General features: G+C 71.0%; 13 protein-coding genes. 11 read left to right on the forward strand and 2 right to left on the reverse strand.

Going from position 1 to position 12869, the window contains the following annotated elements:
• Positions 1-2 precede the first annotated feature (2 nt).
• Positions 3-1826, reverse strand: a complete 1824-nt coding sequence (ftsH, locus tag WMF27_RS08310; protein ID WP_437769453.1) for an ATP-dependent zinc metalloprotease FtsH — start codon at positions 1824-1826, stop codon at positions 3-5.
• A gap of 202 nt (positions 1827-2028) precedes the next feature.
• Between ftsH and WMF27_RS08315 the strand changes: the two genes are divergently transcribed.
• The 3 genes from WMF27_RS08315 to WMF27_RS08325 all read left to right on the forward strand — a co-directional run bounded on the left by WMF27_RS08315 (position 2029) and on the right by WMF27_RS08325 (position 3548).
• Positions 2029-2553, forward strand: a complete 525-nt coding sequence (locus tag WMF27_RS08315) for a hypothetical protein (protein ID WP_437944062.1) — start codon at positions 2029-2031, stop codon at positions 2551-2553.
• 81 nt (positions 2554-2634) lie between these two features.
• On the forward strand, positions 2635-2877 hold the full coding sequence (locus tag WMF27_RS08320; protein WP_012234278.1) for a hypothetical protein: 243 nt from the start codon (positions 2635-2637) through the stop codon (positions 2875-2877).
• A 2-nt stretch (positions 2878-2879) separates the two neighbouring features.
• Positions 2880-3548: a sigma-70 family RNA polymerase sigma factor gene (locus tag WMF27_RS08325; RefSeq protein WP_437769451.1), complete on the forward strand. Its 669-nt coding sequence runs from the start codon at positions 2880-2882 to the stop codon at positions 3546-3548.
• 36 nt (positions 3549-3584) lie between these two features.
• Here the strand turns inward: WMF27_RS08325 and WMF27_RS08330 are convergent, their stop codons facing one another.
• Positions 3585-4004, reverse strand: coding sequence for a hypothetical protein (locus tag WMF27_RS08330; RefSeq protein WP_437769450.1), 420 nt, complete (start codon positions 4002-4004; stop codon positions 3585-3587).
• 228 nt (positions 4005-4232) lie between these two features.
• Between WMF27_RS08330 and WMF27_RS08335 the strand changes: the two genes are divergently transcribed.
• The 8 genes from WMF27_RS08335 (at position 4233) to WMF27_RS08370 (ending at position 12865) form a co-directional block, all read left to right on the forward strand.
• Positions 4233-4997, forward strand: coding sequence for an SDR family oxidoreductase (locus WMF27_RS08335; RefSeq protein WP_437769449.1), 765 nt, complete (start codon positions 4233-4235; stop codon positions 4995-4997).
• A 315-nt stretch (positions 4998-5312) separates the two neighbouring features.
• Positions 5313-5525 (forward strand): (2Fe-2S)-binding protein, encoded by a 213-nt coding sequence (locus WMF27_RS08340; RefSeq protein WP_437328430.1) that lies wholly within the window; start codon positions 5313-5315, stop codon positions 5523-5525.
• A gap of 199 nt (positions 5526-5724) precedes the next feature.
• The gene (gene bfr, locus WMF27_RS08345) at positions 5725-6195 is read left to right on the forward strand and encodes a bacterioferritin (protein ID WP_437769448.1); all 471 of its coding nucleotides are present in this window, start codon (positions 5725-5727) and stop codon (positions 6193-6195) included.
• A 205-nt stretch (positions 6196-6400) separates the two neighbouring features.
• On the forward strand, positions 6401-7756 hold the full coding sequence (locus tag WMF27_RS08350; RefSeq protein WP_437769447.1) for a sigma-54-dependent transcriptional regulator: 1356 nt from the start codon (positions 6401-6403) through the stop codon (positions 7754-7756).
• 426 nt (positions 7757-8182) lie between these two features.
• Positions 8183-8560: a response regulator gene (locus WMF27_RS08355; protein ID WP_437769446.1), complete on the forward strand. Its 378-nt coding sequence runs from the start codon at positions 8183-8185 to the stop codon at positions 8558-8560.
• Between the two features lie 9 nt (positions 8561-8569).
• Positions 8570-9694, forward strand: a complete 1125-nt coding sequence (queA, locus tag WMF27_RS08360) for a tRNA preQ1(34) S-adenosylmethionine ribosyltransferase-isomerase QueA (protein WP_437769445.1) — start codon at positions 8570-8572, stop codon at positions 9692-9694.
• Positions 9691-10875 carry a tRNA guanosine(34) transglycosylase Tgt gene (tgt, locus tag WMF27_RS08365; RefSeq protein WP_437769444.1) on the forward strand — a complete coding sequence of 395 codons (1185 nt, stop codon included), beginning with the start codon at positions 9691-9693 and terminating at the stop codon, positions 10873-10875. The genes queA and tgt overlap by 4 nt, the downstream gene beginning before the upstream one ends.
• A gap of 325 nt (positions 10876-11200) precedes the next feature.
• Entirely contained in the window at positions 11201-12865 is a 1665-nt protein-coding gene (locus tag WMF27_RS08370) for a response regulator (RefSeq protein ID WP_437769443.1), read from the forward strand.
• Positions 12866-12869: the final 4 nt, after the last annotated feature.

Raw genomic sequence — 12869 nt, forward strand, 5'->3', positions numbered from 1 at the left:
CCCTAGGCTTCCCCTCTTGCCACCATCTCCCTGAGCTCTTCGCCGCTCAGGGTCTCGACCTCGTAGAGCCGGGCGGCGACGCGCTCGAGCGTCGACCGGTGCCCCTGGATCAAAGCGCGCGCCCGCGCCTCCGCGTCCGCGAGGATCCGCGCGACCTCCGCGTCGATCGCGCGCGCGGTCGCGTCGCTGCACTCCCGCGGCCCTGCGCCGGACGGCATCGCGCCCTGCGCCTCGCCGAGGAACGACAGCGGCCGGCGCGGCTCGAGCGCCGAGAGCCCGAGCCCCTGGCCCATCCCGAGCTCGCGGACCATGCGGCGCGCGAGCTCGGTCGCGTTCAGCAGATCGTCCTGCGCGCCGGTCGAGAGGTCTCCGACGGCCTCCTCCTCGGCGACGCGCCCGCCCAGCAGCACGACCAGCCGATCGAGGATCTCCTTCCGGCTCCACAGGTAACGATCCTCGCGCGGCTGCTGGATCGTGTACCCGAGCGCGCCCGGCCCCCGCGGCACGATGGACACCTTGCGCACAGGATCCTGCGTCGGCAGCAGCGAGGCGGTCAGCGCATGCCCCACCTCGTGGTAGGCGACGACGAGCTTCTCGCGCGCTCCGAGCCGCCTGCCACGGCGCTCGAGCCCCGCGAGCCCGCGCTCGATCGCCGCCTCCAGATCGCCGTGTCCCACCGCCTCCGCGCCGCGCCGCGCCGCGAGCAGCGCCGCCTCGTTGACGATGTTCGCGAGGTCGGCGCCGACGAGCCCCGCGGTCTGCGCGGCCACGGCGTCGAGATCCGCGCCAGGATCGAGCGCCACCTTCTTCGCGTGCACCGCGAGGATCTCCTTCCGCTCGGCGAGGTCGGGCCGATCGATGTGCACCCGGCGGTCGAACCGCCCCGGCCTGAGCAGCGCCGGATCGAGGATCTCGGCGCGGTTCGTCGCGGCGATCACGACCATGGCCGTGCGCGCGTCGAACCCATCCATCTCGGTCAGGAGCTGGTTGAGCGTCTGCTCCCGCTCGTCGTGGCCGCCGACGGACCCGCCGAGGCCGCGCACCTTGCCGACCGCATCGAGCTCGTCGATGAACACGAGGCAGGGCCCCTTCTCGCGCGCCTGCGAGAAGAGGTCGCGCACGCGCGCGGCGCCGACGCCGACGAACATCTCCACGAACTCCGACCCGCTTGCGCTGAAGAAGGGGACGCTCGCCTCTCCCGCGATCGCCCGAGCGAGCAACGTCTTGCCCGTGCCGGGCGGCCCCACGAGGAGCACCCCTCTGGGCATCCGCCCGCCGAGCTTCTCGTAGCGCTCGGGCGCTTTGAGGAAGTCGACGATCTCGCCGAGCTCCGTCTTCGCCTCGGCGTTGCCGGCGACATCGCGGAACGTCGCGATCGCGCCCCGCTCCTCGTAGAGCCGCGCCTTGTGCTTGCCGAAGGCGGTCGCGGCGCCCGAGACGGTCCCTGGCGTCGTCGCGCGGCGCGACGCGAGGTGGCCCATCGCCGCCAGACCGGCGAGCGGCAGCAGCAGCCAGAGGTACGGCGGCAGCCCCAGCTCGTCCGCGACGCGCGTGTACGGGATCCCTCGCCGGTCGAGATCGGCGAGCAGATCCTTCTCGGTCTGCTCGATGCGCCCCGTGCGGTAGCTCTGCCGCGCGCGCGCGCTCAGGCCGGGCACCGCGCGTCCGATGTACATGTCATCCCGGATCTCGATCTCGGCGAGCTCTCCGCGCTCCGCGAGCGAGCGGAAGCGCGCATAAGGGATCCGGTCGTCGGACGCCGCCATCACCTGGAGCAGCAACGCCGAGCCGAGCACCAGGACGAGAACAATCCAGAGCGACCGCATGCTCCCGCCTCCGCACGGACATGCGACATGGCCGGCGAGGCCGACCTGTCGTCACGGTGCGCCCTGCACGGAGCCTGCCAAGGCGGCCCGTGCACCCTCGCGGCAAGCGCGGCGAGCCGAGGCGTCGCTCGATCCGCCGCGCAGCGCCGAGCGCGCCCGGCGCGGCATGGACGCCCGGCGCGAGCCGATCAACCCTCGCCGCATGGGGAGAGCTCTTTTCTTGATCATGGTCACGGGTCCGCTGTCGACGTTGCTGCTCGGGTGCGGGGGGGCCTCGCCGCCTCCGATCGAGCAGCCCGAGCCAGCGCCGCCGGAGGAGCGGGCGCCGGCGGCCGAGCCCACGGACGATGCCGCCCAGGGCGCCGCGACGCGGGAGGCAGACGCGGAGCCGGGCGCGGCTGCGCCGGCGCCGCCGCGCCGCGACGACTCGGTGCCCGACGACTACGCGCTCATGCATGGCGACTGCGTGGATCTGGGCAAGCGGCTCACGGCGCTCACGCGCTCGGAGCAGGTCGCGGCGCTCAGCGCCAAGCTCACGGCGGAGCAGCGGGGCGAGACCGAGAAGAAGATCGACGCCGTCGCGGCCACGCTGGGGGAGCAGTACGCGCAGTCGTGCGAGCAGAACGTCGGCAAGAGCGTGGATCCGAGGTCGCTCAAGTGCGCGTTCGACGCGCGGACCGTCAGGGCGTTCGAGGCCTGCCTCAACGCGCCGCCGCCGGCCCCATGACGCCTCGGCGACGCGGCGAGCGGCGGATGACGGCGCGCTCGGTGGAGATATAACTCGGTGGAGATATAATGGGCGTCTCCCATGGACGCTTCGCTCCTCGATGACCCCTGGATCGCCGCTCAGGTCGACGCCGCCGTGGCGCCTTACGTGGGGCGCCTGCCCGCGCACGAGATCGCGTGGATGCGCGAGCAGCTCGTGGAGGTCTTGCTGCACGACGAGGAGGCGAGCCGCCTCCTGCGGCGCGCGCATCCGCGCGAGGTCGACGAGAGCGGCGAGCGGGCGTTCGGGGTGCTCGGCGCAGCGGGGCGCGCCAAGGCGGGATAGCGGTGCGAACTCCGGAAGACCGGCTCCTCGCCGAGGGGCTCGACCTGCTTCAGCTGGTCGCGAAGCGCATCGCGCGCCGCCTGGGCCGCCGCATCCCGGTGGAGGACCTCGTCGCGCTGGGGCACCCGGCGCTGCTCGAGATCGTGCGGACGCACGATCCGAGCCGATCCACCTTCGAGGCCTACGCCAAGCGGAAGCTCCGGTGGGCCATCTTCGACGGCGTCCGGAGGGAGACGCGCTGGCGTTCCGCGGCCGCGCGGGCGAGCGCGCTCGCTGCGTCGGCGCGCTTCGCCGAGGGACGCGGGGCGGACGACGACGCCGACGCGCCTGCCACGCAGGAGGCCTACGCCGCGCGGCTCGGTGATCTGCTCGCCGGGCATGCGGCCGCGATGGCGCTCGGCCTGCTCTCGAGTCACGGGGACGTCGCCGCCGTCCCCGACGCCGCGGACGACCCGGAGGAGCACGCCTCTCGCGCCGAGCTCGCGAAGGCCGTGCGTCACGCCGTGCGCGAGCTCCCGGAGCGCGAGCGCACCCTCGTGGAGCGCCACTACTTCGACGACGAGCGCTTCGATCAGATCGCGCAGGATCTCGGGATCAGCAAGAGCTGGGCGAGCCGGCTGCACAGCCAGGCCATCGAGCGGCTGGGCGAGCTGCTCCGCACGGCGCGCTGAGGCGCGGGCGCCTCGCCGCCCGCCGGCGGACGCCGGTCAGCGCTGCCGGCTCTGGTACGAGCGGAGATACGGGGCCCGCTCGTCGTCGCTGACCGGCTCGTTGCTGATCACCCGGTGGTCGCGCGGCAGGAAATACACGAGCCGGACCGTCATGTGGTCCTTCACGACGGTCAGCTTCCCCTTGCGACGGAGCTCCGCGGCCTCCTCGAAGCTCTGCGCCTTCGGATCGTAGGCGATCATGTGCAGATCTGGCCCGAACGGCGCGGGCAGCTCTTCCACCTCGACGATCTTGTAGATGCGCAGCCCTCCGCTCTGCTCGGCGGCCGCGACCACGGCGCCGATCACCAGATCCTTGCCCGTCGGATCGGAGGTCTCGGGCACCGGGGGGGCGCGGTCACATGCAGGCGCGAGCGTCAGGATGCCGGCGCACACGGCGGCGAGCGCGATCGACCTCATGGGCGCTGAATAACATCGATGCCACCCGGCGCAAGCGGCGACCGCGTTGTCGCGCGGGTTGCGCGGTTGCACCGGTTGCGCGGGTTGCGCGGGGGCCTGCAGGCCAGGCGGGGGGTTGCGGGCGTCGGTGGCGCGCTGCGACGTCGTCCGCCGCCTCGCGGCGGTGTCGTGGTAGACGGCGCGCTCGACACGGTGATCGGGGGCGATCCCTGCTGGAGGAGTGCGATCATGCGACTCGAGGACACGAAGTTCGTCGTCACAGGTGCTGCCCAGGGGCTGGGTCGCCACTATGCGCTGCGGCTCGCGGAGCTCGGGGGCCAGGTCGCCGCCGGCGACATGAACGAGGAGGGGCTCGCGTCGCTCGTCGAGGCGAGCAAGGGGCTCGCCGGCAAGGTCCACGCGCGGGCGGTCAACGTGGCGGTGGAGGCCGAGGTGGAGGCGTTCGTCCGCTTCGCGCACGAGGCGATGGGCGGCCTGAACGGCCTCGTGAACAACGCGGGCATCCTGCGGGACGGCCTGCTCGTCAAGAAGGACCGCCAGACGGGCGCGGTCGTCAAGCTGAGCGCGGCGCAGTGGCAGGCCGTCATCGACGTCAACCTGACGGGGGCCACACTCATGGTCCGCGAGGTCGTCGCGAAGATGGTCGAGGCCGAGCAGAAGGGCGTCATCGTCAACATCAGCTCCATCGCGCGCCACGGCAACCGAGGCCAGTCGAGCTACACCGCTGCGAAGAGCGCGCTCGCGGCGAACACGAAGACCTGGGCGCTCGAGTTCGCGCCGTTCGGCATCCGCGTCGGCGCCGTTGCGCCCGGCATGATCGAGACACCCATGACGCAGGGCATGCACCAGAAGGCGCGCGACGCCTTGGTCGCCATGATCCCTGTGGGCCGCATCGGCGTGCCCGAGGACATCTGGCAGGCCGTGCGCTTCGTGATCGAGTGCGAGTACTTCAACGGTCGCTGCATCGACGTCGACGGCGGCCTCACGATGTGACGCCGTCACGCGGCCGACCGCTCCGCGGTGGGCGTGCGTTCGCGCCTCGCCTCCCGGCCGCGCTCGCGCGGCGTCATCTTCCGCCGGTCTGACCGGCGGCATCCCTGCCCGATCCCCCTTCCTTCGACGCTCCTGTGGCGCTCGACCGACCGAGCGCAGCTCGGCGCGTTCGATCGAGCGCTGCTGGCTCGATCCAAGGGGATCTCGGACCACGAGCCACCTCGGCGATCCGCCCAGGCGACATTCCCCTTGACGCTTCGATATTGAAAGCTATGTTCAATATCAATCCCACCCGTAACGTAGCCGGGGGTCTGCATGTACGTCTGCCTCTGCATGGGCGTCTGTGATCGAGAGATTCGTGAAGCGATGAGCGAGGGCGCCTGCTCTGTTTCGCAGGTCATGGAGTGCACGGGCGCCGGTACGCGGTGCGGCTCCTGTCGGTCGACGATCGCCGAGCTTGTCGGCGAGCGCGATGGCGCCTCGACGCCGCGTCGCCTGGTGATGGCGCCGGTCTCCAGCGCAGCTTGATCCTCCGGATTGACCGGCAACAGCCTCGATGCCCTGGTTTCCGCCGGAGGCGACGGCGTCGGCGCCTGTTTCCTTAGAAACTTCTTGCGCACCTCCACGGACCTCGCGCATTTGTGCGGGGCGCTGGCGTTCTAGCCAGCGTCCCCCCGCCTGATAGGGGCGGGGTCCGCACGACAGGCACGAGCGCGAGAGGGGTCCGATGAAGGGTGCAAAAGACGTCGTTGATGCGTTGAACGAGGTGCTTGCCGGAGAGCTCGTTGCGATCAACCAGTATTTTCTGCACGCGAAGATGTGTTCGCACTGGGGCTTCGTCACGCTCGCTGCGCACGGGCGCGCCGAGTCGATCGACGAGATGAAGCACGCCGATGCGATCATCGAGCGCATCCTCTTCCTCGATGGGCTGCCCAACCTGCAGCGCCTGGACACCCTGCACATCGGGCAGAGCGTGCCGGAGCAGCTCAAGAGCGACCTCGATCTCGAGTACCACGCGGTCAAGCGGCTCAACTCGGCGATCGCCCTCTGCCGTGACAAGGGGGATCGCACCACCGAGGATCTCCTGGCCAAGATCCTCGAGTCCGAGGAGGAGCACATCGACTGGCTCGAGACACAAATCGGGCTGATCGAGAAGCTCGGCGAGACCGCCTACCTCGCCCAGCAGATCCGCGGGTAGGGTGAGGGCGGTCCCTCGCGCAGGGAGCGTCCCCCGTGCACCTTCTGGCGGCGGAGGTCGTGCTTGACGTACGATGCTTTGGACGCATGTCCAAGGCGCCGCGGACGACCGTGCTCGCGCGCTCACGCGCCAGCGCGGCACGTCGGTCGTGATCGTCGCGCCGCGCTCGTTTCCCGGAGGAGGATGGGCGCGGCGGGGGAAATCCATGTCGAAGATTCTTGTCGTCGATGACCAGCGGAACATGCGGACCACGCTCGCGATGATGCTGCGTGGCGCCGGGTACGAGGTCGATGAAGCCGCGGACGGCAGCCAGGGCGCCGATCTGGGCGCCAAGGGGGCGTACGACGTCGTGCTCACCGACCTCCGGATGGGCGGCTTCGACGGGATCGGCGTCCTGCGCGCGGTGAAGGAGTCGAACGCGAACACGGAGGTCATCGTGATGACCGCGTACGGCACCATCGAGAGCGCGGTGGAGGCGATGCGGCTCGGCGCGTTCGACTACATCCAGAAGCCGTTCTCGGAGCAGGAGCTCCTCGTGAAGGCCGAGCGCGCGATCCAGAACCGGAAGCTCACCGGCGAGGTGCAGCTGCTCGCCAGCGAGTTCAAGGAGCGTTACCGGTTCGAGAACATCGTCGGCCGCTCGCAGGCGGTCCGCGAGGTGCTCGGCCGGATCGTCAAGGTCGCGCCGACCGACGCGACGGTGCTCATCACCGGCGAGAGCGGCACCGGCAAGGAGCTCGTCGCCAAGGCCATCCACGCCAACAGCAAGCGCGCCGACCGCCCGTTCGTGCCGGTCAACTGCGCCGCCATCAGCGAGACGCTCCTCGAGAGCGAGCTGTTCGGCCACGCGCGAGGCTCGTTCACGGGCGCGATCTCGGCGAGGAAAGGGCTGTTCGAGGAGGCCGACGGGGGCACGTTCTTCTTCGACGAGATCGCCGAGACCCCGCTCACCTTCCAGGCGAAGCTGCTCCGCGCGATCCAGGAGAACGAGATCCGCAGGGTGGGCGAGAACAAACCCATCAACGTCGACGTGCGCATCATCGCCGCGACGAACCAGGAGCTCCTGACCGCGGTGTCGGAGAAGCGGTTCCGCCAGGACCTCTACTACCGGCTGAACGTCGCGCGCTTCGTGCTCCCGCCGCTCCGCTCGCGTCGCGAGGACATCCCGATCCTCTGGGAGTTCTTCCTGGAGAAGTACAACCGCAAGATGACCTGTCGCGCCCGCGCCGCCGACGGCGTCATCGAGGCGCTGACGCAGTACGACTTCCCCGGCAACATCCGCGAGCTCGAGAACATGGTCGAGCAAGCGGTGGCCCTCTCGGGCGGCGGCGTCATCAGCGTTGACGACGTGCTGCCCGCCGCGATGCAGCCGAAGCGCGCGCCCGAAGCCGGCGGCAGGCTGCTCGCCGACGTCGTCGACTGCGCCGAGCGCCAGGCGATCGAGGCCGCGCTGCGGGAGTGCGACGGCAGCCGGGAGCGCGCCGCCGAGGTGCTCGGGATCAGCGCGACCACGCTGTGGCGCAAGATGACCCGCCTCGCGATCACGTATCCCCCGGGCTGAAACGGCGCCGGTCTGCCGAGCGCCTTCCCGTCGCTCACCGGCCGGGCTCAGCAGCTCGCTCCCACGGCACACAGCGACCTCAGGCGGACCGCGCTGGACGGGGCGTGCTCCCCCGGCACAGCGACCTGCTGCCCATCGAGCTCAGCCTGCATTCCTCCGTTCGGGTCGTATGGATGCGGCCGCTCGATCCGAGCAAACCACCTGACTCAGCAGCAAATCGAGGGAGCTAGCCTACGCGAGATTGCATCTTTGCAACGATGCAGCGTCGGGATTTGCCGTAGTGCAATGAGGCGCCTGATGTAGACTGTGCTCTTCTGTTTCACTTTAGCGTCGGCAACCGCAACGCGTCGATTCGGGAACTTGGCCCGGTGATTGCTAGACAGGTAGGCGTATTGGATAGCGGCGATCGCCGCAGGAGGACGCTTAATGGCCCGCATGCTGATCGTGGACGGTGAGAATTCCCAGCGTCGCGCTCTTTCGGCAGGGCTAAGCGTCGAGGGGTTCGAGGTCGCGTTCGCCGCCTCGTTCCAGGATGCGCTGGTGACCCTCGGCTCGTCCCCGATCGATGTGGCGATGATCGATCTGATGATGCCGGACCTGAACGGCCTCGAGCTCGCGCGGCACATCCGGCATGCGTTCCCGAGGGTGCGGGTCGTGCTCTCCAGCGCGTATCACCTCTCCGCGCGCCAGGTCGAGCGCGCCGACTGCGGCGCGGTGGCGTTCGTCCCCAAGCCTTACCAGGTGGGCGAGATCTGTCGCTTCCTCCGCGCCAAGACGAACGTGCTCGCGCCCGCGTCGTGCTAGTAGCGCGGCGTGCGCTGCGAGCTGCTCGACTACGAACTCCCTGAAGCGCTGATCGCTTCGCGGCCCCCCGAGGAGCGCGACGGGGCGAGGCTCCTCCTGGTCGATCGCGGCCGGAGAGCGGGCGAGGTGGAGCACGCGGCGATCCGCGATCTCGACCGGTACATCGAGCGCGGCGCGCTCGTCATCGTCAACGACACGAAGGTCGTCCCCGCTCGTCTGTTCGGGAGGAAGCGCGGCACAGGCGGGCAGGTCGAGCTCTTCCTGCTGCGCCGGCTCGACGGGGCGCCGGCCGGCGCGGAGGACCTCGGCGGAGGGCCGCAGGAGAGCGCGCCGCGGCCCGAGCGCTGGCGGGCGATGGGGCGCGCCTCCAAGCCGATACGCCCGGGATCGGTGCTCGATATCGAGCGCGACGGCGCGCTGGTCGCGGAGGTGCTGGAGCGCGCCGAGGACGGCGTGCTCACGGTGCAGCTCTCCTCGCCCGCGGGGCTGTCCGTCGCCGCTGCGATCGACGCGTACGGGCACGTCCCGCTCCCGCCCTACCTCGGCCGCGGCGACGACGCGTCCGATCGCGAGCGGTACCAGACCATCTTCGCCCGGGTCCCAGGAGCGGTCGCCGCGCCCACGGCAGGCCTCCACCTCTCGCCCGGCCTCGTCGAGCGGCTCCGCGGAAGCGGGGTCGAGATCGCGAGCGTCACGCTGCACGTCGGCCTCGGCACCTTCCAGCCGGTCACGGTCGACGATCTCGACCTGCACCCGATGCACGCGGAGGTCTACTCGATCCCGGACGCGACCGCGGGCGCGATCGCGGGGGCGCGCGAGCGCGGCGCGCCGGTGATCGCGATCGGCACCACCGTGGTTCGCGCGCTGGAGTCGGCCGCCGATCCGGCCCGCGCAGGCCTCGTGCGGGCGCAGTCCGGGGAGACGCGCCTCCTCATCCAGCCGGGCTATCGGTTCCGCGTCGCCGACGCCCTGCTGACCAACTTCCACCTGCCGCGCTCGACGCTGCTCGCGCTGGTGTTCGCCTTCGCCGGCCGCGAGCGCACGCTCCTCGCGTACCGCGCGGCGATCGACGCCGGCTACCGTTTCTACTCGTATGGTGACGCCATGCTGATCCGCGGGGTGCACGCGTCATGAGCCGGACGCCTGGTTTCTCCTTCTCCGAGCTCGCGAGGGACGGGCATGCCCGGACGGGCGTGCTCTCCACGCCGCACGGCGACGTGCTGACCCCGACGTTCATGCCGGTCGGCACCCAGGGCAGCGTGAAGACGTTGACCCCCGCCGAGGTGGCCGCGACCGGCGCGAGGATCGTCCTCGGCAACACGTACCACCTGTGGCTCCGCCCCGGCCCCGAGCTCGTCGCGCAGCTCGGCGGCCTGCACGCGTTCACCCGCTGGCCGCACGCGATGCTCACGGACTCCGGGGGCTTCCAGGCCTTCTCGCTCGCGGAGCGGCGCACCCTGGTCGAGGACGGCTTCGTGTTCCGATCGCACCTCGACGGCGCCCGCAAGGCGCTCACGCCCGAGGTCGCGATGGAGGTGCAGGGGCTGCTCGGGGCCGACATCGCGATGCAGCTCGACGTGTGCCCGCCAGGCGGCGCGCCGCGCCCCGAGGTCGAGGAGGCGTGTCGCCTGACGACGCGCTGGGGGAAGCGCTGCCTCGCCGCGAAGCGCCCGAGCCAGGCGCTCTTCGGCATCGTGCAGGGCGGCACCTCGGTCGCGCTGCGCATGGCGCACGCCGATGAGCTCGGCGCCTTGCCGTTCGACGGGCTCGCCCTGGGCGGCTTCTCCGTGGGCGAGCCGATCGCGATGATGCACGAGGTCGTCGCCCAGATCGGGCCGCACCTCGACCCGACGCGCCCCCGCTACCTCATGGGCGTGGGGACGCCGCTCGACCTCGTGCACGCCATCGGCGCCGGGGTCGACATGTTCGACTGCGTGCTCCCCACCCGGAACGCGCGGAACGGGCAGGCGCTCACGCAGCACGGCAAGATCGTCATCAAGCAGGCCCGCTACAAGGAAGATCGTTCGCCGCTCGATCCGACCTGCGCTTGCCCGACCTGCGCCGGCGGATACAGCCGCGCGTACCTGAGGCACCTCTACATGGCCGGCGAGATCCTGGTGCTGCGCCTGCTGACGGAGCACAACCTCCACCTCTATGGCCGCCTGATGCGAGAGGCGCGCGCGGCGATCGCCGAGGGGAGGTACGCGGCGTTCGCTCGCGAGTGGCTCGGCGCGAGCGACGCCGGTAATGCAAACGACGCGAACGACGCGAACGAGACGGTGGGCGCGACCGAGTCGACCGAGTCGACCGAGTGACCCTACATCGTCGCCATGGCCTTTTCGATGCGTTCGCGGAGCGGGTGCAGCGGGCGCCGCCGTGCCGCCGGCGCATCGCCTGCGCTGCCCGGAGGGTTCCGGAGTACCATGGGCGGATGGTGAGCTCTCGCCTCTGGCGTCGGGACGCGCGCTCGGATCCGCGCGCATCGGGCGGCGTCCTGGCCGCGCTCGATCCGGCCGTATGCCCGAGCCGTCGGCGCACGAGCCCGAGCCGCTCGTGTCGGTCGGATGGCCGCCTCCGCGCGCGGGTCGCGTGCTTGCCCGCGCATTCCTCGTCCATTAGCCTTCGAACTCGGCCCGCGGAATGACGCAAGACGCCAACAAGAAGCCGCTCGGACGCATCCTCCTGCAGCAACGGGCGGTCACCCAGCCCCAGCTCGAACAGGCGCTCCTCGAGGCGCGCGCGAAGGGGGTGCCCCTCGCCACGAACCTCATCGAGAGCGGCACCGTCTCCGAGGTCGCTGCGCTGAAGGCCCTCTCCGAGCAGAGCGGCGTTCCTGGCATCGATCTCAACCAGGTCTGCATCAAGCTGAGCGACCTCTCCATCCTCCCCCGCGAGATCGCCGCCAAGCACAAGCTCCTTCCCGTGCTCGTGCGCGAGGATCGCATCCTCGTGGCCATGGCCGCGCCCGCCGACAAGAAGGTGATCGACGAGCTCGAGTTCGTGACCGGCAAGCGCGTCTTCCCGTACATCGCGCTCGCGGGCCCCCTCGTGCGGACCATCGCGGCCGCCTACGACATGAAGGAGCAGGGCGAGCCGTTCTACGTGGGCGCCAAGTGCCCGCCCGAGGTGCTGAAGCGGGCCGGGCTCGGCTCCACGGCGTCGTCCGCCTCCGAGGCGCCGCCCGCGCCCCCGCCAGCCCCGGCGCAGCCCGCGCCGCGCCGTCCTGCGTCCGCCGTGCCCCCGGCGACGGCGGCCCAGGCCCCTGCAGCGCCTGCTCCCAGCGCCGCCCCGCCGCCGCGGCCCGCGCCGGAGCGCCCGCGCGACGACGCGGAGATCTCGTTCGCCGATCTCACCGACGAGCCGAGCCCGCCTGCTGCCCCGTCGCCGGCCCGCCTCTCCTCGGCGGGGCCGCCGCTCGTCGTCGACGACGCCATGCGGAGGGCGGCGGCGGCAGACGAGCTCACGGACACGGATTTCGGCACCGCAGACCGCGACCTCTCCGTCGTCGAGTCGCTCCCGGGCGCAGGCAAGGCGCCGCAGGGCGATCAGACCACGATCCTGGTCGTCGACGACGAGCCGGAGATCCGGAAGCTGCTCCGCCGCATCTTCGAGGAGCGCGGGTACCGCGTGGAGGAGGCCGATCGCGGGCTCCTCGCGCTGCGCATGGTCAAGGAGAATCCGCCCGACGTGATGATCCTCGACGCCATGCTGCCGGAGGTGCACGGCTTCGACATCGCCCGCCGCATGAAGGGGACCCAGCGCTACGGCCACATCCCGATCATCATGATCTCGGCCGTCTACCGCGGGTGGCGGTTCGCGGAGGACCTGAAGTCGAGCTACGGCGTGGAGGCCTACATCGAGAAGCCCTTCCGCGTCGCCGACGTCGTCGCCGCCGTGGAGAACGCGCTCCAGGCGCGCTCGATCCGCGGCGATCAGGACCGGATCTCGGCGGAGGCGGAGCGCCTCCTCGCCGCGGGGATCGCGGCGTACCGCGCGGGCGATTTCGACAAGGCCGTGCGGCACCTGCGCGAGGGCACGGCGATCGACCCGCTCGCGTACCGGCTGCACTTCCACCTCGGCCTGCTCTACGGCAAGCAGGGGCAGCTCTACGACGCCATCCAGGAGCTGGAGACGGCGCTGCACATCAACGGCAAGCACTTCCCCGCGCTGAAGAACCTCGCCGTGCTCTATCAGAAGGCGGGGTTCCGCAACAAAGCCATCGAGACCTGGGAGCGCGCGCTGGGCGTCGCCCCCGATGACCCGACGCGGCAATCGATCAAGGAGCACTTGCTCGGGCTGCTCTGACCGC

The organism is Sorangium sp. So ce281, assembly GCF_051527395.1.
In the GTDB taxonomy this organism is placed as follows: domain Bacteria; phylum Myxococcota_A; class Polyangia; order Polyangiales; family Polyangiaceae; genus Sorangium; species Sorangium cellulosum_B.